We start from the raw sequence: 24555 nt of genomic DNA, 5'->3' as shown, positions 1-24555 counted from the left end.
TGGGGCGGTCGATGGCAGGCTGAGCAGCATGAACGGTCGTGACCTGGTGCGTTCGATGAAGGTGGTCGGTTCTGTGGGAGCGGCCCAGGGGTTGCGTACCGTGCGAGCGGCGTGGCGCAGGAGGCGTGCCGACGCTGTGGGACTGCCGCCGCGGGGTGCGGAGCGTGCCCGGGTGCCTGGGCCGGTCCAGGAGGTGCTGCCCGGTCCGGGCGGTGGTGTCATCCGGTTCAGCCGGTCCGAGCTGCGTGTCACCGTGGCCGTGAACGGTGCGGTGTTCTGGGGCTGGGACGGGGTCTCTCCCGAGCCGTCGTACGCGCTCGCGGGTCGCTGTCCGGAACCGGATCCGCGGGCGGTGCTGGAGCCCGACAAGGACGGTGGCTGGCGGGTCGTGGCCGAGCGGGTCACGGTCGTCATCTCACGGCACGGCGCCGTGGAGGTGAAGACGCCCGGTGGCGTGACGCTGCGCCGTGACCTGCCACCGCGCTGGTGGGAGCCCGTCGACGGTGGGGCGGCGCGGTGGATGCAGCGGTCGGAGGTGGCCGCGGACGCGCGCTTCTTCGGGCTCGGGGGGCGTGCGTCCGGCCCCCGGCTGAAGGACGGAACGTATCGGCTGTGGAACACCGACCCGGGCCATGCGTTGGGTCCTGGTGACGACCCTCTCTACATCACCATGCCCGTGCAGGTGGTGGTTGCCGACGCGGCCACGCACCTGGTGTTCCACGACACCTCGTGGGACGGCACGGTGACATTGCGGGAGGGCGAGGAGGGCGCCGGGTCAGGGCACGACCGGGCGGGGACGTGCGAAATGCGGATGGACGGCGGTCCGCTGCGCTGCTGGGTGATGGTGGGCACCCCAGCGCGCGTGCTGCGCGCCTGGGCCGCACTCACCGGTGCACCCGCTCTGCCGCCGGCATGGGCGCTGGGCCACCATCACGCACGATGGGGTTTCGGCAGCGAGCAGGAGGTCCGGCGGATCGTTTCGGGCTACCAGGAGCGCGGCCTGCCCTTGGACGCGGTCCACCTGGACATCGACCACTACGACGAGCACCAGGTGTTCACGGTCGATCAGGACGCCTTCCCCAAGCTGCCGCAGCTCGCCGAGGACTTGCGCCGGGACGGGATCCGCCTGGTTTCCATCGTCGACCCGGCGGTCAAAGCCGCGCCCGGCAATGCCGTGTACGACAGCGGGACGGCCGAGGACGCGTTCGTGCGGGACGCCTCGGGACAGCTCGTGCGGGGAGTCGTCTGGCCCGGGGAAGCGGTCTTCCCGGACTTCACGAACGCGCGCGTGCGCAAGTGGTGGGGTGGGCTCTACGAGGAGCGGGTGGGGCAGGGTTTCTCGGGCTTCTGGCATGACATGAACGAGCCGACTTCGTTCGCGGCCTTCGGAGAGTCGACGCTGCCGCGTTCGGCACGGCACGCGCTGGAAGGACGGGGCGGGGACCACAGGGAGGCACACAACGTCTACGGTCTGTGCATGGCCAGGGCCGGCTACGAGGGCTTGCTCGAACTGGCGCCCCGGGAGCGGCCTTTCGTCTTCTCCCGCTCGGGATGGGCCGGCATGCAGCGCTACGGAGGCACGTGGTCCGGGGATCTGGCCACAGGCTGGCCCGGGCTGCGGGTGTCGCTGTCGCTGGTCATGGGTCTCGGGCTGTGCGGGGTGCCCTATTCGGGGCCGGACGTGGGCGGATTCGACGGGAGTCCGTCGCCGGAGCTGTATCTGCGCTGGTTCCAGCTGGCCGCCTATCTGCCGCTGTTCCGTACGCATGCGAGTCTGCGGGCGGGACGCAGGGAGCCGTGGGAGTTCGGTCCCGAGGTGCTGGAGCACGCGCGCGTGGCGCTCGTCGAGCGTCGCAGGCTGCTGCCCTACTTCGTGACGCTGGCGCATCTGGCCCGGCGGACAGGAGCGCCGTACGTGCGTCCGCTGTGGTGGTCGGCACCGGAGGACCGCGCGTTGCGTGACTGCGAGGATGCGTTTCTGCTGGGCGACTGTCTGCTGGTGGCGCCGGTGCTGGATCCGGGCGCCGACCGACGTGCGGTGCAGCTGCCGCGAGGGCGCTGGTACGACACGGCGACGGGGCGGGCGTACGAGGGGCCGGGGCAGATCCTCCTGGACGCGCCCATGTCGCGGCTCCCGGTGCTGGCGCGCTCGGGTGCCGTCGTCCCCGTGCGCGGGGACGACGGCGGGCTGGAACTGGAGGTATGGGCACCCGCCCCCGGACGCACGGGGGGCGGGCTGGTCGTGCCGGACACGGGTGGCGGCGAGGACGAACCGGAGATCGAGCGGTATGTCACCCGCTGGGAAGGCCGAAAGCTGGTCGTCGAGCTGGAGCGCGAGGACGGCATGATCGCCTCCCCCCGTCCGGTGCTCATACGAGGGCTCGATGAGGGTTCGGCTCAGATGTAGCGGCCCTCGAAGAACGCCCTGACGGCCACTGTGTGCAACGGGAAGGCGAGCTCCTCCGGCCTTCGCAGGAGGTGCCAGCCCTCGGTCTCGTGCGTGGCGGCCGAGGTCGGCAGTCGGTCGGCCGGCCGTTCCGGAAGGAGGCCGAACAGCAGCAGGTGACCGTCGGGAGAGCTCATGGCGTCGACGAGACGTACATCGCGGCCGGCCGCGTCGATGCCGGTCTCTTCCCTGAGTTCGCGGACGACTGCCTGCCGCCAGTCCTCGCGGTCGTCGATGTAGCCACCGGGCAGGGCGATGCCTCCGCGCGCGGGGGCGACGGTTCGGGTGATGACGACCAGGGCGGTGCCCTGCTCGTCGTACACGGGCAGGAGCGCGATCGCTACCGGCAGCGGATTGCGGTAGGCCACGGCGCCGCACGCAGAGCAGCTGCGGGGCCAGCCGGAGACGCCCTCTCCGTAGGGCGCGCCGCAGCTTGAACAGCGGGAATCTGCTGCGGAGTTGGGGGCAGAGTGCTGAGTTTCGGACACGCGGCGGACTGTATCCGATCAGCGGAAGGGCGTCTTCCGGGGGGCCGCACTAATGCCTGGTCAGGGATTTCCTGGACACGGGGAAGTCGAAGTAGGTGTCCGAGTAGGGCTCCGGTTTGAACGTGTAGTGCCACCACTCCTCGGCGAGGTTCACGAAGCCGAGGGCTTCGAGGGTGCTCTTGAGCAGCAGCCGGTTGGTCCGTTGTTCGCCCTGGATGCGCGGGTCGAGGGTGTGGGACAGAGTGTCGAAACAGTCGAAGCCGGTGCCCATGTCGAGGGAGTTGTCGGGAAAGCGCTCGGCCTGCGCCGCGAAGCAGGGCACGAGGGGCTCTCCTGGTACGTACGGCCGGGTGGGTTTCGCCGGCAGTCTGACGATCGTCAGGTCCATGGTCGAGCCGCGGCTGTGCCCGGACTTCTCGGCGATGTAGCCGTCCACGAACAGACGGGTCTTGTCGACGTTCGGGTAGAACTCGTCCTTCATGGCCTCGTCGTCGAGGTCTTCGGCCCAGCGCACGAAGTGGTCGACGGCGCGCTGCGGGCGGTAGCAGTCGTACACCTTGAGCGTGTAGCCCTGGCGCAACAGCCGCTTCTGGGCCTTGTGGAGGGCCTCCGCGGCGGGTCGGGTGAGGATGCACAGGGGCTGTCGGTAGCCGTCGATGCGCTCGCCCACGAAGTTGTGCGGGGTGAAGTACCGCATCTCCTGAACGATGGTCGGGTCCACGTGTCTCAGCGCCACGAAGTCCTTCGGTGCTGTGGGCTCTGGCTTCGCCTGGGCAGCTGTTGGGGCGGCGGTCACGGCGAGGAGGGTGGCGAGCGTGGTGACCAGTCCCCGTACCGCGGTCGAGAGTCGTGTCATGTCTCCTGCATGTATCAGGAGTCTGTCTCGTCGCGGAAGCGATCGGATGCATTCCACCCTGAAAGCCGGACAGGAAGGCCGCCGCCGGTGAGTCCGGGCGACCCTGCCGCTTTTCCGTTGGCCATGGCAGACTTCTGACGTTCCGTCAGATCGGACGATCGGGAGGGGCTATGCCACGCACGCGCACACCGGTGGTCGCCGGGTGGTTCGCCGGGGACGAGGCCGACTTCCGCCTCCTCGGCACCCGCTGCTCGGCCTGCACGTCGGTCTTCTTTCCGCGCGAGGACGTTCACTGCCGCAACCCCGGCTGCCCGGGCGGCGACCTGGAGGAGGTTCCGCTCTCGCGGCGGGGGCGCGTGTGGTCGTACACGGACAGCCGATACCGGCCTCCGTCACCCTATGTGACCAACCCGGAACTTCCATGGGAGCCCTACGCGTTGATCGCTGTGGAGCTGGAGTCCGAGCGCCTCGTGGTGCTGGGACAGACGGTTCCCGGGATCACCGTCGCCGACCTGACGGTGGGCATGGAAGTGGAGGTCGTCCCCGCAGTGCTGCATGAGGACGCGGAGACGACCTGGACGACGTGGCAGTGGCGGCCGACGGGGGTGACGGCATGACGGACGACGTGGCGGTGCTGGGCGCGGGCATGCACCCGTGGGGCAAGTGGGGGCGCAGCTTCGTCGAGTACGGCGCGGTGGCGGCTCGCGCAGCACTCGCCGATGCGGGACTTGAGTGGCGGGACATCACCTCCATCGTCGGTGCGGACACCGTGCGGGGCGGCTATCCGGGGTACGTGGCGGGGGCGACGTTCGCGAAGGCGCTCGGCTGGCAGGGGGCCCGGGTCGCGAGCGTGTACGCAGCGTGCGCGTCCGGGGCGCAGGCCATCAACACCGCGCGGGCGCAGATACTTTCGGGACTCGCCGACGTGGTGCTGGTGGTGGGCGCCGACGCGGCTCCCAAAGGCTTCTTCCGGCCTGCCGGCGGCGATCGGCCCGACGATCCCGACTGGCTTCGCTTCCGGGTTCTCGGTGCGACCAATCCGACGTACTTCGGGTTGTACGCGCGTCGACGGATGGCCGTGTACGGGGACACACCGGAGGACTTCGCGCAGGTCAAGGTGAAGAACGCCGCAGCGGGTGCGCTCAATCCCTACGCCCGCTACCGCGAACCGGTCACCGCCGAGGACGTGGCCGCCTCCGCGGTCGTCGCCGATCCCCTACGGCTGCTCGACATCTGCGCGACCTCGGACGGAGGGGCTGCGCTCGTGCTGGCAGGCATGGAGTTCGCACGTCGGCAAGGGGTCAGTGATCCGGTGCGCATCCGGGCCGTGTCCACCGTGACGCCGCGTTACCCCAACACCGTCCTGGATCTGCCCGACATCGGAACCGACTCGGCGGTGGCAGTGCAACCGGCGGCCGAGACGTTCCGGGAGTCGATCGCGCGCGCGGCCTATCAGGAGGCCGGCATCGGTCCCGATGATCTCTCCTTCGCGGAGGTCTACGACCTGTCCACCGCACTGGAGTTGCAGTGGTACGAGGACCTGGGGCTGTGCAGCCAGGGAGACGCCGCGAAGCTGCTGCGTGAGGGCTCTACCTCACTGGGTGGACGCATACCGGTGAACGCGAGCGGCGGTCTTGCCTCCTTCGGAGAGGCGGTCCCAGCCCAGGCCATCGCCCAAGTATGCGAACTGACCTGGCAGTTGAGAGGCGTCGCAGGCGACCGGCAGGTCACCGGGGCACGTGTGGGAATCGCCGCCAACCAGGGACTGTTCGGGCACGGCTCGGCCGTGGTCGCGGTGCGATGAGTCGTGAGGGCTCGTCGGGCCCGGACACGCGGTTGTGAGGGTGGCGTCACGGCCGTACCACCACGGACGACGTGGCGTTTCTACACTCCGTGAGCAAGCCGGAATCCTGCGTGAACGTCTCATGAACTGGGCTCGGGCGAGCTTCGGCGGCGCCATCATGCTCCCGTGGACTCCTGGACGGATACTCTCCGCTTCGCCTTCCAGCCGGTGGTCAATCTGACGACCGGTGGAGTCGCGGGGCTGGAGATACTCGCCCGCCCGGAGACCGGCGACGTCCTGGCCGAGGCGCGCCGCGATCCCGAACTCGACGGCCGGCTCGCCGTGTTGGCGTTCCGTGCGGCGGCACGCAAGGAGACGTTGCTGCCCCTGTACGTCAACGTGTTCGCCGGCACCCTCGCCGACCTCGGCGGGCTCACTCCGCTGCACGATGCCGTGCGCGCGGCGGGTCGCCTGCCGTGGGAGGTGACGATCGACATCGGTCCCCCGTACACGCACGTGCCGCAGCACGCGCTGCTGGAGGCGATAGGCGCGCTACGGAACCAGGGCTTCCGTATCAGCGCGGACGGCGTCGGAGACGGAGACCTCCCGCTGCGCCTGCTCACGGACATGGCGCCGGATCTCGTCAAGCTCGACACGTCCCTGCTGGCGCGGCCGGCCGCGGTGCGGGCGATGCGGACGCTCTGCGAGCAGCAGGGAGCACTCCTGTGCGTCGAGGGCGTGGAGACGGAGCTCCAGTGCGCGTCCGCGCGGTCGGCCGGTGCGCAGCTGGCTCAGGGTGAGCTGTTCGCCCCGCCGGCTCGGCTGCCCGCGGCGGAGGTATACGTTCCGCCGCGCTCCCCCGGACTGTCGGTGACGCCACGGTCGGGACCGTCTGTACGGGAGTTCGTGCGGCCGGCCGCGTTGTTGCCCGCCACCGCGTCCGCGGGCCAAGTGCGGGCGCTGCTGACCGGGTCGCCGGACGTGTCCGGGGTGCTCCTGGTGGACCGGAGCGGCGTCCCGGTGCGGTCGGTGCACCGCTCCCGCTTCCTGCTGTCGATGTCGGGCCGCTACGGCCATGCCCTGTACGCGGACCGGCCCGCGGCCAAGCTGGGAGATCTCCCACGCACGGTGGGCGTCGACGCCACCGCGTGGGAGGTGCTGGACGTGGTCGCGGACGGCGGGAGCAACCGTACGTCGGACGATGTGGCGGTGGTCGACCGGTACGGCCGCTGCGTGGGCGTCGTACGGCTCGCGGACCTCGTACGGGCTCTGGCCGAGAATCGAGTCGAGGAAGCTGCGGCGCTCAACCCGCTGACCCGGCTGCCCGGCTCGGACGCGATCACCGGTGAGGTGGACCGGCGGATCGCGGATGGCCGGAGGTTCGCGCTGAGCTGGCTGGATGTGGACCACTTCAAGCAGGTCAATGACGGCGCCGGGTTCGCGGCGGGCGACGAGCTGATCCGGTCCGTCGGACGGGTGCTGCAGCACGCGGCTACGGACAGTACCCGCGTGGGCCACATCGGCGGGGACGACTTCCTGGTGCTGGCTGATCCGGAGGGACTGGACCCGCTGGCCTCGTCGGTGCTGGACGCGCCCTGGTCCGCCGGTGGACTTGCCATCACGCTGTCCCTGGCCACGGTCCTGTGCGAGCCGGGCAGCGTGACGGACCACCGGCAGGCGGCCGCCTGTCTGGCGCCGCTGAAGAAGGCCGCGAAGTCGCTGAGCGGAGCGAGCTGGGTGCTGGGCCGGGCAGGGCTCCCCGGGCACGAGATCCTGCGCGGGGTGGACGAGGCGACGGCCCCCGCCGAGTGGGCGGTGGCGGAGCCGGGCAGAGGGTGAGACGCTTCTCCTACCAGGTCGGCGGAGGCCGAGGCGGTGTCCGTGCGGCCTCAGTGCAAAACATCATCATCGGCCCCGTCGGGACCAGCAGGAACTGGCCTCCCTGCCGGCCTCAGCGGGACCCCGGTGCCCGTCCCGCCCGCCAGTGGACGTGCCGCGAGCCCGGTCGACGACGGTCCGTGACCGTGGGCACGCCCTCAACCGTTGACGTCCGCGACCTTGACGCCCCCTGGACGCCGGTGAACACTTCCCGGTGTCAGTCGACATCGCCGTACATTCTCGGCGTATCCACGCACTGCGCCGCGCGGCTGCGCCAGGACCAGAGCCCTTTTCCCCACGGGCGAGTCGGCTGCGACGGCACGCTCGTCACGGACGCCGGGCGGGGCGCGGGACCCTTCCCTGCCTTCGGCTGAAGTAGCCAAGGGAAACGCACCCTGCACGGAGGTTCGGGGTCGATCACCCCGGGCCACGGCCAAGGAGCCGCCATGACCAACGGAGACATATTCGTCGGCGAGATGATCGGTACGGCGATCCTGATCCTGTTCGGCGCCGGCGTCTGCGCCGCCGTCACCCTGAGATTCTCCAAGGCACGCGCCGCCGGCTGGGTGGTGATCGCGTTCGGCTGGGGCTTCGGTGTGCTGGCGGGCGCCTACACCGCTGCTCCGCTCTCCGGCGGTGTGATCAACCCGGCCGTCACCTTCGGTCTCGCGGTCGACACCGGCGTCTGGGACAAGGTCTGGGTCTATCTGCTCGGCCAGATCACCGGCGCCATGATCGGCGCAGTGCTGTGCTACCTCACGTACTACGCCCAGTTCCAGGCCAACGTACGGCAGACGGGCACCACAGAAGGCACGGCGGACGAACCGGTTCCGACCCTCGGCATCTTCTCCACGATCCCCGAGATCCGGAACCCGATCGCCAACCTGATCACCGAGATCCTCGCCACCATCGCCCTGGTGCTGCCCATCCTGGCGCTGGTCGGCAACAACAGGCACGTCGAGGGCATCGGCATCGGACAGATCGCGGGTCAGGCCGACGGCATCTACGGCTCCGGCATCGCGATCCTGCTCGTCTCACTGCTGGTCGTCGGTATCGGCCTCTCGCTGGGTGGCCCGACCGGGTACGCCATCAACCCGGCACGTGACCTCGGACCGCGCATCATCCACACCTTCCTGCCGATCCCGAACAAGGGCACGTCCGACTGGGGCTACTCGTGGATCCCGGTGGTCGGTCCACTGATCGGCGGCCTTCTCGGTGGCCTCATCTACAACGCAGCCTTCTGAATCAGCCCAAGGGGTAGCAATGACGGACAACGCCGAAAAGTACGTCGCCGCAATCGACCAGGGCACCACCTCCAGCCGCTGCATCGTCTTCAACCAGAGCGGCGCCATCGTCGCCGTCGACCAGCGCGAGCACCGCCAGATCTTCCCCAAGCCCGGGTGGGTGGAGCACGACGCCACCGAGATCTGGTCCAAGGTGCAGGCGGTGGTCGCCGGCGCGATAGCCAAGGCCGGCCTGCGTGCCGACCAGCTCAGCGCGCTCGGGATCACCAACCAGCGCGAGACGACGGTTCTGTGGGACCGCGCGACGGGCAAGCCGGTGCACAACGCGATCGTGTGGCAGGACACCCGTACGGCGGCGCTGTGCAACCAGCTGGGGGGTTCCGACGGTCAGGATCGATTCCGTGAGCAGACCGGGCTGCCGCTGGCCAGCTACTTCTCCGGCCCCAAGGCTGCCTGGCTGCTGGACAACGTGCCCGGCCTCAGGGACCGCGCCGAGCGCGGCGAGATCGCCTTCGGCACCATCGACTCCTGGCTGATCTGGAACCTCACGGGCGGCACGGACGGCGGGCAGCACGTCACCGACGTGACGAACGCCGGACGCACCATGCTGATGAACCTCGAGACCCTCCAGTGGGACCCCTCCATCCTGTCCGCCATGAACGTCCCCGAAGCCGTCCTCCCGGAGATCAAGTCGTCCTCGGAGGTGTACGGGACCGCCGTCGGACAGCTGGCCGGGGTGCCGGTCGCCTCCGCCCTGGGCGACCAGCAGGCAGCCGTGTTCGGGCAGGCCTGCTACGACGTCGGCACCGCGAAGAACACCTACGGCACGGGCAGCTTCCTGCTACTCAACACCGGCAACCGCCCTGTGCCGTCGAAGAGCGGGCTGCTGACGACGATGGGCTACAAGATCGGCAGCGAAGCGCCCGTGTACTGCCTGGAGGGGGCAATAGCCATAACGGGCGCGCTGGTCCAGTGGTTCCGCGACCAGCTCGGCATCATCCGCACCGCCGACGAGATCGAGCCCCTTGCGGCGAGCGTCGAGGACAACGGCGGCGCGTACATCGTGCCCGCCTTCTCCGGCCTCTTCGCGCCGTACTGGCGTTCCGACGCGCGCGGGGTGGTCACCGGACTGACGCGGTACGTCACCAAGGCGCACCTCGCGCGCGCGGTGCTGGAGGCGACGAGCTGGCAGACGCGCGAGGTCGTGGACGCCATGTACCAGGACTCCGGTGTGCAGATCACGACCCTCAAGGTCGACGGCGGCATGACGAAGAACAACCTGCTCATGCAGCACCAGGCGGACGTGCTCGACGTGCCGGTGATCCGGCCCAAGATCTCCGAGACGACCTGCCTGGGTGCCGCGTACGCGGCGGGGCTGGCCACCGGCGTGTGGAACGACCTGGACGAGCTCAAGGCGCACTGGGCGAAGGACGTCGAGTGGACGCCGAGCATGACCGCCCAGGAGCGGGACCGCGAGTACCACCAATGGCGCAAGGCGGTGGAGAAGAGCTTCGGCTGGCTGGAGGACGGCGATAGCTGACCGCGCCTTCAAAGCGGTCCACGCGTGCGTGCACTCGGTGTGAGGCACGCGCGAGCCGCCATGACCCACGGCTCGTACCCCGGTCGGCGGGGGTACGGGCCGTGCCCGTCGTCCGGGCGTCAGGTGGCCACGGTCTGCCGGCGGTCGGCCTGGTAGGCCATCGCGTGCTGGACGACACCGATGAGGGTCTCCTTGACGGACTCCCGGTCGCGGGCGTCGCACAGCAGCAGCGGTACGCCATCGTCGAGATCGAGGGCATGCCGGATGTCCTCCGCCGGGTAACGGTCGGCTCCCTCGAAGCAGTTGACGCCGACGAGGAAGGGTATGGAGCGCCGCTCGAAGTAGTCGACGGCCGCGAAGCAGTCCTCGAGACGCCTGGTGTCGGCAAGCACGACGGCGCCAAGCGCACCCTCGGACAGCTCGTCCCACATGAACCAGAACCGCTCCTGGCCGGGCGTGCCGAAGAGGTACAGCACCAGGTCCTCGCGCAGGGTGATGCGCCCGAAGTCCATGGCCACGGTGGTGGTGCGCTTGCCCTCGACACCGCTCGTGTCGTCGACCGGCCGTCCGGCCTCCGTGAGCAGTTCCTCGGTGCGCAGTGGCCTGATCTCGCTGACCGCGCCGACGAGGGTGGTCTTGCCCACGCCGAAGCCGCCGGCCACCAGGATCTTGAGCGTGACGGGCTCGACCGGAGGCTTCCCGCGCTCAGAACGCCCGAAGATCATCGATCTCTTCTCCTGCTAGATGGGGGTCGCGCGACGGTGGGCCGTAGCCTCCGCCGCCAGGGGTTTCGATGACGAGTACGTCGCCGGCTCCGACGTCGGCCGAGTCGCTCGCGCCGAGCGCGGTGACCGTGCCGTCCGCGTGCTCGACGCGGTTGGCTCCCAGCGCGCCGGGTTCGCCGCCCGCCATGCCGTACGGCGGGACCCTGCGGTGCTGGGAGAGGGTGGAGACGGTCATGGGCTCGTGGAAGCGGATGCGGCGCACGGCGCCGTCCCCGCCGCGCCACTGCCCGGCCCCGCCGCTGCCGCGCCGTACGGCGAACTCGTCGAGCTGTACCGGCAGTCGCCACTCCAGTACTTCGGGATCGGTGAGCCGCGAGTTGGTCATATGGGTCTGGACCACGGGTGCGCCGGGGAACCCGTCGCCCGCTCCGGACCCGGAGGCCACGGTCTCGTAGTACTGATGCCGTTCGTTGCCGAAGGTGACGTTGTTCATGGTGCCGGAGCCCTCGGCCTGGACGCCGAGCGCGGCGTAGAGGGCACCGGTGATGGCCTGGGAGGTCTCCACGTTGCCCGCGACGACCGCTGCCGGGGGTTCCGGGGCGAGCATGGAGCCGGGCGGCACGACGATGTCGAGGGGGCGCAGGCAGCCGTCGTTGAGCGGGATGTCGTCGGCGACGAGCGTGCGGAAGACGTACAGGACAGCCGCGTTGACGACCGAGAAGGGGGCGTTGAAGTTCGTGGTCAGCTGCGGGGACGTGCCGGTGAAGTCGACCGTGGCGCAGCGGTTCTCGCGGTCCACGCGCACGCGTACCCGGATGATCGCCCCGGAGTCGGTCTCGTAGGCGTACTCGCCGTCGTCCAGGGCGTCGATGACCCTGCGTACCGCTTCCTCGGCATTGTCCTGGACGTGCTTCATGTACGCCTGGACGACGTCGAGGCCGAAGTTGTCGATCATCCGGGCGACTTCCTCGACGCCCTTCCGGTTGGCGGCGATCTGGGCGCGCAGATCGGCGAGGTTGGTCTGGGGGTTGCGCGACGGGTAGGGCGCCTGGGTGAGCAGGCGGAGGGTCTCCTCCTCGCGGAAGCGGCCGTTCTCGGCGAGCAGCCAGTTGTCGAAGAGGATTCCCTCCTCGTCGATGGTGCGGCTGTCGGCGGGCATGGAGCCGGGGGCGATGCCGCCGATCTCGGCGTGGTGGCCGCGTGAGGCGACGTAGAAGAGGATCTCCGGCTCACCCTCCGTGTTCGTCGGGCTTGCCGTGTCGAAGACCGGGGTGATCACCGTGACGTCGGGCAGGTGGGTGCCGCCGTGGTACGGGTCGTTGACGGCGTAGGTGTCGCCGGGGCGCATCCGGGAGCCGCGGCGCCGGATGACCTCCTGGACACTCGTGCCCATCGAGCCCAGGTGGACGGGGATGTGCGGGGCGTTGGCCACCAGGTTTCCGTCCGGGTCGAAGAGCGCGCAGGAGAAGTCCAGGCGTTCCTTGATGTTGACGGACTGGGCGGTGGATTCGAGGCGGGCGCCCATCTGCTCGGCGATGGACATGAAGAGGTTGTTGAACACCTCGAGGAGAACCGGGTCGGCTCTCGTGTCGAGATCGGAACTCTGTGTAATCGCCGCGCGTTCCATGACCAGATGCCCGTCGTCGGTCGTCGCGGCTTGCCAGCCGTCGTCGACGACGGTCGTCGCACTGGCCTCGGTGATGATCGCCGGGCCGGTGACGGTTTCGCCGGGAGGCAGCTGCTCTCGGCGGTGGAGGGGTACGTCGCGCCAGGTGCCGCCCGTGTGGAGGGGGACGGTTCCCGGGGTGGCCGACCTGCCTTCAGGGGCGGCTTCGTGAGGTGCGAGAGCGGAGAGATCGGGGGGTTCGGTGATGCCGGTGGCTTCGACGGAGAGGGCTTCGACGACGATCGGGCGGTCGAGGGTGAAGGAGTACGTGGCGCGATGACGTTCTTCGAAGGCGTGCCTCATCGCGTCGGGCTCGGTGAGCTCGACGGTGAGGGTGGTGTCGGTGCCGTCGTAGCGGAGTTGGGCGCGGCGGGTGACCTGGATGCGGTCCTCGGGGATGTCCTCGTCGACGAGTTCGGTGCGGGCGACAGCTTCCAGGTCGTCGGCCGTCTTCAGGATCCCGGGCATCGAGGCGGCTCGCAGAGGTGCCTCGACGGACTGTTCGCGCATGGCCGTCGTGTCGGCGAGGCCGATGCCGAGCGCGGAGAGGACGCCGGCCATGGGAGGCACGAGGACCGTGCGGATGCCGAGCGAGTCGGCGACCATGCATGCGTGCTGGCCGCCCGCGCCGCCAAAGGTGGTGAGGGTGTAGCGGGTGACGTCGTGGCCCTTCTGGACGGAGATCCGCTTCACGGCGTTGGCGATGTTGGCGACCGCGATCTGCAGGTAGCCCTCGGCGACCTGCTCGGGCGTTCGGTCGTCGCCGGTCTGCTCGCGGATCTCGTTGGTGAGGGCGGTGAAGCGCTCACGGACGAGGGCGTCGTCGAGGGGCTGGTCCCCGTCGGGTCCGAACACCTGGGGAAAGTGGGCGGGTTGGATGCGGCCGAGCATGACGTTGGCGTCGGTGACCGCGAGCGGCCCGCCGCCCCGGTAGCAGGCAGGGCCCGGGTCCGCGCCCGCCGAGTCCGGCCCTACGCGGTAGCGGGACCCGTCGAAATGGAGGACCGAGCCACCGCCGGCCGCGACGGTGTGGATGTCCAGCATGGGGGCGCGCAGCCTGACACCGGCGATCTGTGTGGTGAAGACGCGCTCGTACTCGCCCGCGAAATGCGAGACGTCAGTCGACGTACCGCCCATGTCGAAGCCGATGACGCGGTCGAAGCCGGCGAGCTGCGACATGCGGGCCATGCCGACGATGCCGCCGGCGGGCCCGGAGAGGATGGCGTCCTTGCCGCGGAACTGTCCGGCTTCGGCGAGGCCGCCGTTGGACTGCATGAACATCAGCCGCACGCCTTCGAGTTCGTCGGCGACGTGCTGGACATAGCGGCGCAGGACGGGCGAGAGGTAGGCGTCGACGACGGCGGTGTCCCCGCGCGGGACCAGCTTCATCAGCGGGCTGACCTCGCTGGACAGCGAGATCTGCGGGAAGCCGATGCGGGCGGCGAGCTCTCCGACGGCCTGCTCGTGCGCGGGGTGGAGGTGGCTGTGCATGCAGACCACGGCGACGGCGCGGATCCCGTCGTCGTAGGCCTCCTGGAGGGGGCCGTCGAGGGCGTCCAGGTCGGGAGCGTGCAGGAGGGTGCCGTCGGCCGCGATGCGCTCGTCGACCTCGATGACTCGTTCGTACAGCAGCTCGGGCAGCTCGATGCGGCGGGCGAAGATGCGCGGGCGGTTCTGGTAGGCGATGCGCAGGGCGTCGCGGAAGCCGCTGGTGATGACGAGCAGGGTCCGCTCGCCCTTGCGCTCGAGGAGGGCGTTGGTGGCGACCGTGGTGCCCATGCGGACGGCCTCGATGGGGTCCTCGGAGCCGTCCAGCAGTTGACTCACGCCCGCCACGGCCGCGTCGGAGTATCGCGCCGGATTCTCCGACAGCAGCTTGTGCGTCAGCAGACGGCCGTCCGGGCGTCGCGCGACGATGTCCGTGAAGGTGCCGCCTCGGTCGACCCAGAACTGCCAGCCTGTCACGTCACTACCCCGCTTCCGCGCCGCTCACAGCGCCCGCAGGCCGTTGATCACGTCGCGCAGAATACTCTCGTCCACCAGCTCGGCAGGCGGTACCGGCCGGTTCACATGGACGAATTCCGAGTCCACGAGATCTCCGACGAGGACCCGTACGACGCCGATGGGCAGATCGAGCTCGGCGGAGAGTTCGGCCACGGACTGCGGGGCGTCACGGCACAGTCCGACGATGTCCACGTGTTCCGGGGACAGCGTCGAGTCCGCTTCCGGATCGTCCGCCTGCGGTTCCGTGACGACCACCGCGATCAGATCGAGGCGGTGCTGGGCCGCACTGCTGGTGCGGCCGCGCGTCATGGCGTACGGACGGACGACCGGGCCGGCCTCGTCGTCGAACCAGTGGCTTCTTCCCTGACCGTCAGCGCTCATGCCATCCCACTACCCGCCCGCGGGCAGATCGGTGCGCGGAGCGGTACCCAGATGCACGCCGACACGCTTGACCAGGAGGGTCATCTCGTACGCGACCAGACCGACGTCGGAGTCGGCGTCCGAGAGCACCGCGAGGCAGCTGCCGTCACCGGCGGCCGTCACGAACAGGAAGGCGTCATCGAGCTCGACGACGGTCTGCCGGACGTTGCCCGCCTCGAAGTGGCGGCCCACGCCCTTGGCAAGGCTGTGGAAGCCGGACGCGACGGCGGCCAGGTGCTCGCTGTCCTCGCGGGTCAGGTCCTTGGACACCCCCGTCGGCAGGCCGTCGCCGGAGAGCACGAGGGCCTTGCGGATGCTGGCGACCCGGTCCACCAGGTCGTCGAGGAGCCAGTTGAGCTCTCCGGACTGGTTGGTCGCGGTGTGGCCGGTCGCCTTCGGTGCGGTCATCGACCGTCCCCCTTAGTCGTTCGTTGTGGTGCTGTGCCGCTGTGGGCGTCGTCGCCCGCGGCGTTCTCCTGGCGGCCGCGCTGCCAGCCGCGCTGGAGGGAGGCCATTCGGCTGCGGACCTCGTCCGCGTCCCGCTCGGCGAGCTCCGGCTTCTCCTCGGAGCGCGGTGCCGGGCCCTGTTTGAGCTGCGGAGCCAGGCTGGCCTGGCGTACGCGCCGGGGCAGCGCTCCCGCGCCGGAGCCGGCCTCCTTCGGCGGATCGGTCGGATTCGGGGCCGGGCCGGGGCTGCTCGAGGCGATCGCGGGACGCCGGGTGCGCCTCGGGAGAGCCGGGGGCTCCGACGGCTCAGCGTGGTCGTACCCGGCGGAGAGGGCTGCGTTGGGGTGGTCAGCGATCCGGTCGGGCGCGCCGGCTCCCTCACCATGTGGTCCCGTTCCGCGGCGGCGGGACGGCAGCGGAGCGAGGCCGTTCGGCTGCGGACGGGTCGCGCCTGTCGGCGATTCCGCGTCTGCTTTCTCCCACCGGGAGCGCTGCTCGGTGACCGGGCGTCCGTGGGAACTGACCAGCTTGGGCGTCCCGCGGCGGGGCAGCGGGACAGGCGCGCTCGGGTCGTTGTCCGGGTCGGCGTGGTCCGGTCCGCCGTGGATACCGGAGACCGGGTGCTGCGTGCCGTGCGGGCCCGTCGCTTCGTCCTCCATGGGGGCGAGGGTACGACGTGGGCGGAAGAGGCCGCCGCGTTCGCCGTCCTCGTCGCCGAGGGCGTCCGGGAAGTCACTGAGGGCGTCGAGATCGACGGGGGCCTCAAGCTCGACCGGGCCGTCGAGGAGCGCGGCGGGCAGGCCGGGCAGGCGGGCAGGCACCTGGGAGAGTGCGGTCCGGCGCGACTCCTCCAGCTCGGCCTCCTTGGCGGGCGTGGGCCGGTCGAGACGGAAACCGATGCCGTTGGTGTCCGGGACGTCGTCGGTGAGCAGCGCGTCGGGGATGAACACGACGGCCGTGGTGCCGCCGTACGGCGACGGCTGCAGCGAGACCCGGACGTTCTGCCGCTGGGCGAGCCGGCTGACGACGAACAGGCCGAGCCGGTCGGTGTCGGACAGCTCGAACTCGGGTGTCTCGGCCAGTCGGAGATTGGCGTCCAGCAGCACGTCGGCCGCCATCCCCAGGCCGCGGTCGTGGATCTCCAGGGTGAAGCCGTTGGCGACCCGCTCGCCCAGCACCTGGACGGCGGTGTGCGGCGGGGAGAACACGGTGGCGTTCTCCAGGAGTTCGGCCACGAGGTGGGTGATGTCTGCGACGGCCGGGCCCGTGACGGCTACCCGGGGCAGGCGGCGGACCTCGATGCGCTCGTAGTCCTCGACCTCGGCGACCGCAGCGCGCACGACGTCCATGAGCTGCACGGGCTTGCGCCACTGCCGGGAAGGGGCGGCGCCGGAGAGGATCACCAGGCCCTCGGCGTGCCGGCGCATACGGGTGGTCAGGTGGTCCAGGCGGAACAGGTCGGCGAGTTCGTCGGTGTCCTCGGTCCGGCGTTCCATGGTGTCGAGGAGGGTGAGCTGCTTGTGGAGAAGGACCTGGCTGCGGCGGGCGAGGTTGACGAAGACCTCGGAGACCCCGGCGCGCAGTTCGGCCTGCTTGACGGCGGCCTCGACGGCGGCGCGCTGCAGGGTGTTGAGGGCCTGTCCGACCTCGCCGATCTCGTTCTTGTCGTACTCCAGACGCGGGACCTCGGTCTCCACGTCGACCTGTTCTCCGGCGGAGAGGCGGCGCATCACGCTGGGCAGTCGTACGCCCGAGGCCTCGTGGGCATCCAGGCGCAGCTGGCGCAGGTCGCGGACGAGGCTGCGGCCGATGCGCACGGAGAGGAAGAGGGAGAACAGCAGGGCGAGCAGTCCGAGGACGCCGGCGACGGCCGCCTTGACGATGACACTCATCGCGACGGGGCTGACGCGGTCCTGATAGCGGGCGCCCGCCTCGTCGTTGAGTTTGCTGAGCTCATCGAGGACGCTGCCGGCGACGGTGTCCCAGCGCTTTGCGTCGACCGTGCTGGGCCTGCCCGCCTGGGAGGAGATGACGTCCTGTTCGGCGACGCGCAGCGGAGCGGTGGAGGCGTTCTTCCAGAAGCGTTCGAAGCGGGCGCGCTCGGCCGAGGGCAGGTCCGTCAGGCTGACCTCGTACATGAGCGTGCGCTGGGCGACGAGATCGGAGACGTCGCGTATCTCGTCGCCGGAGAGCTTGCCGACCACGAGGGCGGAACTGAGCAACGCGTCCTCGCGGGAGAGCAGTTCGCGGGCGCGGGTGACGTTGAGAAGGGCGCGGGCCTGCTTGTCCATCGCCACGTTGTCGACGCCGTCGAGCGAGGCCAGGAGGGTGTAGCAGGGGTCTACGAGAAGGTTGTACTGGTGGAGGGCGTCGGCGCGGCTCACCGTTGCGTCCTCGACGCTGCGACGCAGGGGGTTGATGCCGTCGAAGGCGTCCAGTACGGCGGTGAGGCGCTCGCTGTCGCCCTGGTCCAGCCCGTCGCGGACGTCGGGGTCCTTGGCGTTCTTGCGGATCTCGGCGACGGCGGCGTCGGTTGCGTTGCGGGTGACCCGCAGTGCGGACAGCGCGTCCGAGGCCCGGCGGTCGGCGAGATAGACCAGCGCCTGGCGGCGTTCCTGCTGCAGGACGCGGACGGCGTCCTCAGTGGAGTAGCCGATCTTCTCGACGAGGGACGACACCGTGAAGAGCTGCGCCGCACCCCGCCCCGTGATTACCGTGGCGAAACCCCAGATCGCGGTGAGGGACACCAGCGGCACGAGAAGCAGCGCCACCATCTTCCGGCGGATCGACGTCCCGCGAAAGCGCATGGCCTCCCCCAGCTCAAACCCCCACCCGGACAGGGGGCACACATGTGCGTCAACAATCGGCGCGAGCCTACTACCGACGCAGACGTAACTCGAAGAGAGATCCGGAATCTGAACTTCCGCACTGGTGACGAGACATGCGGAGTTGTCCGGCCATTGCGGGAGATTGCCTCCCGCAAACCCGGGGCACCCTGGAGGACGGATCGGGCCGGTCTGTCCGGCCAGTTGGCCGGAAATCTACCTTCCTTGGGAATCTTCAGGACGTGCCGATCGTCCTTCTCTACGGGAAATGGGGACGGATTGGGCCACAGGAGCCGCATCCAGCCCCCGGGCAGCGTAAAACAGCGCAAGCCGGGCAACCGCTGGGAAGCTGAGTCTTCGGATGCGGGCGAGCGGTCTGCGGACGGTGGGGAGTGGCACGGTGATGGGCACGGTGGAGCGGCGCGTGGCGCCTGAGGACGGCGAGGCGGCGCGCCGGACAGCGCGCCAGGACCCCGAGGCACTGGATCGCGACATTCCGGCACCCGGAGGCGGGACCGCCGGGAGTGCCGCGGCTCAGGATCAGCCGCATTACCAGCCGTTGTGGATCGAGGAGCCCGCGCGGCGGCGCCGGATGCCCGATCCGGTGCGTACAGCCGCGGTCCGAGCCGTTCTGATCATTGCCTTGACGCTGATCCAGGCAATGGTGGCGTTCCTGTGCACGCTGGCGGGATCATGGCTGGCGTTCCCGATGGTCATCAGCAGCGTGACGAGCACCGTGGTGGCGACGTGGGCCGCGCTCGACGTGTGGGTGACGCGCCAGGTGTGGAACCAGCGCCACGGCGTGGTGTCGGCGCCCAGCAGCACCGCCCGGTCCCTGCGGCGCGAGCGACGCAGGGCACGACGGCAGGCGCGCGCTGTGGAGCGGACTCAGGAGCGCATACGCCGGCAGGGCGGGACGGGGCAGTTGTCGCACCCTTAGTGGTGGCCGACGCAGACGAGCAGTAGGCCGCGAACGCGAACGGGCGGGCCCGAGGGCCCGCCCGTTCGCCTACTTGTGACGGTCAGGCCCTGGCGTACTCCCAGCCGCCGCAGCTGTACGGGGTCCCGCTGGACGTGTCCTGGAGGCAGGCACGGATCTGCAGGGTTGTGCCCTCTGCGAAGGACAGGTTCCACTTCCCGACGGTGGCGTAGCCGCCGCCGTGGTAGTAGGAGTGGGTGGCGGAGCTCGAGTTGTAGCGCCACTGGGCGGCGACGCCATGGCCGTCACGCTTCAGGTCGAGCGCCGAGAGAAGCTCGCCGTCCTCGGCGAACTCGGTCTTCGCGCTCGGTGAGCTGATCGCGTTGTAGGCGTCGAAGATGTTGCCGGCGGCCTGTGCCGGGGCGGTTCCCAGGACGATCACCGACGCGGAGGCCGCAGCCATCCCGAGGACAGTCGTCAGACGACGGTAGGTCATGCGCAAGGCAAGGTTCCTCTCTTCGGACATCTGATCGATTGCCTGAACTTACCTGAGAGGAAAGGGACTTCACCGCTTGTTTCCCGGCTCCGGCCGCGGGGCTAGGGGGTCGCAGGCGCCGCCGGGCGTTTGAACATCCGCGTGGCCGTGATCTCGCTGCGCACCGCCTCCCCCGCCTGGGGCTGCTGCGGCAATCCCGGGCGGAGGTGTTCCTCCACGCTGATGTACTTCAGGCCCGCCCTGAGGTCGGCGTCGTTGCGCAGTCGGATGACCAGCGGGAACTCGGCCAGGGCGGTCGTGTCGAACAGGCCGGTCGTGTAGAGGAGTTGGACGCCGAGGGCGTCCGAGACGGCTCGCTGCAACTCCAGGAGGTAGGTGGCGTTGGCGCGTCCGATGGGGTTGTCCAGGAACAACGTGCCGGCGTGGCGGTGCTTGTCCCGGCCCCGGTCGTTCGACCGCAGGGCGGCCATCGTGCAGTACAGGGCGATGGCCGCCGTCAGCAGCTGGCCGCCGGAGAACACGTCGCCCATCTGCCCGACGGGCACCCGCTCGGCACGCAGCACGGCGTCCGGCTTGAGGATCTCGACGGCGACGCCCTTGGGCTGAAGCGCCGCGGCAACGCCGCGCAGGAGCAGGGACATGCCGTCGCGCCGCAAGTCCGAGTTCTTCTTCACCGCCGCGCGCGTGGCCTCGTCGATGACCTCGCCGAGTCGTTCCGTGAGGGTCGCCTGGTCGGGCTCCTCGAAGCGGATGCGCAGGAACTCCTGTCCGGACCACTCTCCGAGGCCCTCGGGCAGGCGGGACAGCCGCTGCGCGGACCGCAGGGTCGTCAGCGCCGACTCGACCAGGCCGCGCAGGCGGTCCACGATGGAGTCCCGGTTCCGTTCCAACTGGGCCAACTCATCGGTGAGCACGCGGAGTCGGGGCGCGAAGGCGTCCGCCCACTTCTGCGCGTGTTCGGGCAGTGCGGAGGCGGGCAGTTCGCGGATCTGCTGGCGGGCCGGTGTACGGACCTGCTCGTAGCGCGTGGAGTTGGCGTGCCGTACGAGCACGTCGCTCGCCTCGCGGACGGCGGCCTCGGCGGCGGAGAGGTCGGCGGCGCAGCCGCGCAACGACCGGCGGGCCTCGGCGGCGGAGTGCCGGGCCTCCTCAGTGCTGCCGGGGTATGGCTCCGGTGCCTCCTGCTCCTCGTCCGAGGTGTGCTCCCGCAGCAGGTCGCGCAGCATTGCGGCGATCTCGTCGAAGCCGCCGGCCGCGTCCTCGGCGGCGCGGTGGGCGTCGAGGAGCTCTGCGTGCGCCTCGCGGGCCTGCGTCAACGCCTCGGTGCGGGAGGCGAGTTCGGCGGTAGCCGTGCGCAGCAGGACCTGCGCGTGCTCGGCGTCACGCGGCTGGAGTTCCTCGGACAGGTCGGTGTGGGTCTCGCCGTCCTCGGGCGCGTGCCGTTCGGCCTCGCCACGAAACCGCCCGAGCTGCTCGCTCGCGCTGGACATCCGGGTCTCCAGGAGCTGGACGAGTTCCTCCGCACGCGAGGCAGCCGCCTGCCGGGAGGGCCCGTCGGAGCCGTCGGTCGACTCAAGGAGCTGCTCGGCCCGGGTGCGGACCTTGTTGCTGAGCCGGTCCAGTTCCGCGCGTGCCGCGCTCTCGTCGCTCTCCGCGCGGGCCTGCTCGGCGCGCAGATCGGCGCCGACGCCGACCTTCTCGTACACCTGGGAGGCGGCCCGGTATGCCTCGCGCAGCGCGGGCAGGGACGCCCTCGGGGCCTCCGCGTCGGCTTCCGGCACGTCGTCGGGGGCGCCTGCGATCTCCGAGCGCTCGGCCCGCAGGGCACGCGCGGTGCGGCGCGCGTCGTCGGCGGCGCGCTGGGCGGCACGACGGTCCTCGTCGGCGGCGCGAGCGCGCTCCAGGCAGGTCTGCGCGCGGGCCTCGGACTCGGTGGCCTCATCGGCGAGTTCGCGCAACTTGACCTGCCAGCCGGCCCGCTCGCGCAGCCGGAATGCCAGCCCGGCCAGGGCGTCGGCGGCTCGCCGTGCCTTCTGGGCGGCCTCCTGCCGCTCGTCGCGGACCTGCGCGGCCTCGGCGGCGGCTTCGTCGGCCTCGGTCCGCACGGTCCGCGCCTCGGCCAGTTCCGCCTCGGACTCCTCGGCGAACGCGCGCGCGTCCCGGGCAGCCAGCGCCAGCTCGACCAGCCGGCCGGCCGGGCAGCCGGTCCGCCACGAGGCGAGGCGCGCCGCCAGTTCCCGGTCCTTGCCGAGCCGTGCGGCGAGGGCGCGGATCTCCTCGTCCCGCTCGGTGGCCCGCGCGCGCAGCGCCTGTCGTTCCTCGTCGGCGGCGTGCTCGTCGTGCATGGCGGGGTTCGGCGGCACGAGGAAGACGTCAGGAGAGGCGCCGCTCGGGGAATCCGGCGCCGGAGTCGGGGCGAGCAGGGCGGCTGCGGTGCCGACGGCCACGGCGGACCGGGGCAGCAGGGCGGCGTCGCTCAGCACCTCGCGGGCACGCGCGTGCGTGGCGGGGTCGGTGATGATCACGCCGTCGACCAGTTCGGGGCGGGCGGCCAGCACACGCGCGTGGTCGGCCGGGTCGACCGCCTGCGCGAGGTAACGCCAGCCCGGCAGCGCCGGGATGCCCTGCTCGCCGAGGAACTCCACGGTGGCCAGCACGTCCGGTCCGGGCGGCAGCAGCCCGCCGTCACCGAGCGCGCCCAGGATCCGGGAGTCGTCGGCGGCTGCCGTACGCAGCTCGAACAGCTGCCGCTCAGCGGTGGAGACGCTGTCGTCGAGCAGTTCGCGCAACTCGTCGGCGAACCGGTCCAGTTCCTCCGGCGTGAGGGCGCCTTCGTCGACCGAGCCCTGGGCGACCGCCTCCGCGGCGTTCTGCGCTGCCGTGTTCCCCTCGCCGTCGTCACCCGCGCGGGGAGCGGGAACGGCTCCGGGAGCAAGAGCGGCGCGGCGCTTCGCGCCCGACTCGCCGGTCAGGCCGATCAGTTCCGCGAGCCGTTCCTCCGCCGCAAGTCCCTCGGCGAGGCGGCGCTCGGCGTCGTAGGAACGCTCCGCGCCGGCTGCCGCGTCCGCCGCGCGGGCCGCCGTCAGTTCGGCGCGGGACTCGGCCGAGGCCGCCTCGCGTGCGTGTTCCGAAGCACGCCGGGAGGCCTCACGGGCGGTGTCCCAGGCCGCGACGGCCGTCTTCTCGGCGTCGCTCGCCGCAAGGGCCGCGCGGGCGGGGTCGGCGTTGGGCGCGCTGTCGTCGAGCCAGCCCGCCCGCACGGCCTCGGCGGTCTCCTGCTCGACCTCGGACAGCCGCTGGCGCAGATGCCCGACCTCACTGCGGGCGCGCTGCGCCTCGGTGGCCGCGGCGGTGGAGTCCCGGTACGCGGACTCGCTGACCTCCTGGAGGGCGGCGGACCGCTCCTCCCCCTCGTTGGCGAGGGTCTCGGCGCTCTCCGCGGCCGCGTGCAGGGCCCGTACGAGATCGACGGCGGCCTTGGCGCGGGCGGCCAGGGCGGGCGCCGCGTCGCGCTCGGCCTCCTGGATGGCGGCGGCCACGCGCGCGACGCGGTCTGCGGCGGCGCGGTGCCGCAGGACGGCCTCGGCGCCCTGCCAGGCCGAGTGCAGCGTGCGGGCGTCGGCGAGCTCGCGCTTCTGCGCCGCCGCCGACTTCTCGGCAGCCGCGAGTGCCAGCGAGGCGTGCCGGTAGGCCAGTTCGGCCGCGATCAGCGCGCTGCGGTCCCGGCCCGCCTCGGCGTGGGTGACGGCGGAGGCGGCGGCGGTGACCCGCTGCGCGAGGTCGCCGGCCCGCACGCGCTCCTGGACGCCCCGCGCGGACAGCCGCCTCGCCAGGGTCCGGGTGCGCCGCTCGGCCCCGGCGTGGATGTCACGCGCGCGCGAGCGGGCCTCGGCGGCTTCGACGATCCGCCCGAGCAGGTCGACGGAACCGGCGGTGAAGTCCCGCTCGGCGATGAGCTCGGCCCGCCGGCCCAGCTTGTTGCCGAAGCCGCCGACCAGGTCGGCGAGGCCGTCGGTGTCGCGCGTGTCTGTCACGGCCCGCAGCAGCAGGTCGGTGAAGTCGGAGTCCTTCTTGACCGCGAAGAGGCCGGCCGCCTCACCCTCGTCGGCGTTCATCTCCCGCTGGTAGCGGAAGAGTTCGGGGTCGAGGCCGAGGTCGCCGAGGTGCTCGATCCAGCGGTCGTGGATCTCCTCCCAGTGCACCTCCAGATGCGGATACGCCTTGCCCGCCTCCGTGATGGCGTCCCGGAAGCCCTTCATGGTGCGCCGCCGGCCCCGCGCGCCCGACTGGCCCTCGGCGGGCGGCCGTACGGCGGTGGACTCGGCGACGGGCAGGTTGTCCAGGCTCAGCCCGGGTCCCGGGCGGAAGGAGTACCAGGCCTCGGCGAACTTCCGCGGGTCGTTGGAGACCTGGCGCCCGCGCCACTCGCTGGCCTTGCCGACCACGACGCACTCGCCGGTGAGCGTGTGCTGCCACTCCAGCGCGACATGCCCGCAGTCGTCGGCGAGCAGGAACTTGCGCAGCACGCCGGAGCTGGCGCCGCCGAGGGTGTTGCGGTGGCCCGGCAGCATCACGGAGAAGATCAGCTTGAGGAGGACCGACTTGCCGCCGCCGTTCTCCAGGAAGAGCACCCCCGCGGGAGCGGGCCGGCGCGGCGGTCCGACGGGCTCCTCCTCGAAGAACTCCGCCTGCATGGGCGCGGGATCGGGGACGGGCTCGCCGACACCGCGCAGGTCAAGCACGGTGTCGGCGTAGCGCGCACCGGCCGGCCCGATGGAGTAGAGGCGGACCCGGGACAGCTCGTACATGGCGGACTCT

Annotated in this window: 16 protein-coding genes; 7 read left to right on the top strand and 9 right to left on the bottom strand. The window is 70.9% G+C overall.

The window, feature by feature from the left end; all coding sequences use genetic code 11:
• Positions 1 to 28: 28 nt before the first annotated feature.
• Positions 29 to 2407, top strand: coding sequence for a glycoside hydrolase family 31 protein (locus OHT51_RS35505; RefSeq protein ID WP_328882986.1), 2379 nt, complete (start codon positions 29 to 31; stop codon positions 2405 to 2407).
• Here OHT51_RS35505 and OHT51_RS35500 read toward each other — a convergent pair.
• Both OHT51_RS35500 and OHT51_RS35495 read right to left on the bottom strand, forming a co-directional pair.
• Positions 2398 to 2934, bottom strand: a complete 537-nt coding sequence (locus OHT51_RS35500) for an NUDIX domain-containing protein (RefSeq protein ID WP_328882985.1) — start codon at positions 2932 to 2934, stop codon at positions 2398 to 2400. The two genes, OHT51_RS35505 and OHT51_RS35500, sit on opposite strands and share 10 nt — an antisense overlap.
• A gap of 49 nt (positions 2935 to 2983) precedes the next feature.
• On the bottom strand, positions 2984 to 3790 hold the full coding sequence (locus tag OHT51_RS35495) for a M15 family metallopeptidase (protein WP_328882984.1): 807 nt from the start codon (positions 3788 to 3790) through the stop codon (positions 2984 to 2986).
• A gap of 191 nt (positions 3791 to 3981) precedes the next feature.
• Here OHT51_RS35495 and OHT51_RS35490 point away from each other — a divergent pair, with 191 nt between their 5' ends.
• The 5 genes from OHT51_RS35490 to glpK all read left to right on the top strand — a co-directional run bounded on the left by OHT51_RS35490 (position 3982) and on the right by glpK (position 10235).
• Entirely contained in the window at positions 3982 to 4407 is a 426-nt protein-coding gene (locus tag OHT51_RS35490; RefSeq protein WP_328884550.1) for a Zn-ribbon domain-containing OB-fold protein, read from the top strand.
• Positions 4404 to 5594: a lipid-transfer protein gene (locus OHT51_RS35485; RefSeq protein ID WP_328882983.1), complete on the top strand. Its 1191-nt coding sequence runs from the start codon at positions 4404 to 4406 to the stop codon at positions 5592 to 5594. Before OHT51_RS35490 ends, OHT51_RS35485 begins: the two co-directional genes overlap by 4 nt.
• A gap of 165 nt (positions 5595 to 5759) precedes the next feature.
• Positions 5760 to 7412 (top strand): GGDEF domain-containing protein, encoded by a 1653-nt coding sequence (locus tag OHT51_RS35480; RefSeq protein ID WP_328882982.1) that lies wholly within the window; start codon positions 5760 to 5762, stop codon positions 7410 to 7412.
• Between the two features lie 485 nt (positions 7413 to 7897).
• Positions 7898 to 8695 (top strand): MIP/aquaporin family protein, encoded by a 798-nt coding sequence (locus OHT51_RS35475; RefSeq protein WP_328882981.1) that lies wholly within the window; start codon positions 7898 to 7900, stop codon positions 8693 to 8695.
• Positions 8696 to 8714: 19 nt separating this feature from the next.
• Complete coding sequence (gene glpK / locus OHT51_RS35470) at positions 8715 to 10235, top strand: glycerol kinase GlpK (protein ID WP_328882980.1); 1521 nt, start codon at positions 8715 to 8717, stop codon at positions 10233 to 10235.
• A 119-nt stretch (positions 10236 to 10354) separates the two neighbouring features.
• Here glpK and OHT51_RS35465 read toward each other — a convergent pair whose 3' ends face one another.
• The 5 genes from OHT51_RS35465 to OHT51_RS35445 are packed head-to-tail and all read right to left on the bottom strand — an operon-like array spanning position 10355 to position 18304.
• Positions 10355 to 10960 (bottom strand): GTP-binding protein, encoded by a 606-nt coding sequence (locus OHT51_RS35465; RefSeq protein ID WP_328882979.1) that lies wholly within the window; start codon positions 10958 to 10960, stop codon positions 10355 to 10357.
• Complete coding sequence (locus OHT51_RS35460) at positions 10941 to 14591, bottom strand: hydantoinase B/oxoprolinase family protein (RefSeq protein WP_328882978.1); 3651 nt, start codon at positions 14589 to 14591, stop codon at positions 10941 to 10943. The genes OHT51_RS35465 and OHT51_RS35460 overlap by 20 nt, the downstream gene beginning before the upstream one ends.
• Positions 14592 to 14615: 24 nt before the next feature.
• Positions 14616 to 15011 carry a DUF742 domain-containing protein gene (locus tag OHT51_RS35455; protein WP_328429075.1) on the bottom strand — a complete coding sequence of 132 codons (396 nt, stop codon included), beginning with the start codon at positions 15009 to 15011 and terminating at the stop codon, positions 14616 to 14618.
• A 9-nt stretch (positions 15012 to 15020) separates the two neighbouring features.
• Entirely contained in the window at positions 15021 to 15458 is a 438-nt protein-coding gene (locus OHT51_RS35450; RefSeq protein ID WP_062704455.1) for a roadblock/LC7 domain-containing protein, read from the bottom strand.
• The gene (locus OHT51_RS35445; RefSeq protein ID WP_328882977.1) at positions 15455 to 18304 is read right to left on the bottom strand and encodes a sensor histidine kinase; all 2850 of its coding nucleotides are present in this window, start codon (positions 18302 to 18304) and stop codon (positions 15455 to 15457) included. The genes OHT51_RS35450 and OHT51_RS35445 overlap by 4 nt, the downstream gene beginning before the upstream one ends.
• Before the next feature lie 421 nt (positions 18305 to 18725).
• On the opposite strand from OHT51_RS35445, the gene OHT51_RS35440 reads away from it, so the two are divergent.
• A complete protein-coding gene (locus tag OHT51_RS35440) occupies positions 18726 to 19262 on the top strand; it encodes a hypothetical protein (protein WP_328882976.1) in 537 nt (178 codons plus the stop codon).
• Positions 19263 to 19344: 82 nt separating this feature from the next.
• Here the strand turns inward: OHT51_RS35440 and OHT51_RS35435 are convergent, their stop codons facing one another.
• Together OHT51_RS35435 and OHT51_RS35430 are read right to left on the bottom strand one after the other, a co-directional pair.
• Positions 19345 to 19737 (bottom strand): hypothetical protein, encoded by a 393-nt coding sequence (locus OHT51_RS35435; protein WP_328882975.1) that lies wholly within the window; start codon positions 19735 to 19737, stop codon positions 19345 to 19347.
• A 101-nt stretch (positions 19738 to 19838) separates the two neighbouring features.
• Positions 19839 to 24545 (bottom strand): hypothetical protein, encoded by a 4707-nt coding sequence (locus tag OHT51_RS35430; protein ID WP_328882974.1) that lies wholly within the window; start codon positions 24543 to 24545, stop codon positions 19839 to 19841.
• Between the last annotated feature and the right edge of the window lie 10 nt (positions 24546 to 24555).

This window comes from Streptomyces sp. NBC_00299 (assembly GCF_036173045.1).
In the GTDB taxonomy this organism is placed as follows: domain Bacteria; phylum Actinomycetota; class Actinomycetes; order Streptomycetales; family Streptomycetaceae; genus Streptomyces; species Streptomyces machairae.
This window is presented reverse-complemented; position numbering and strand designations above follow the sequence as displayed.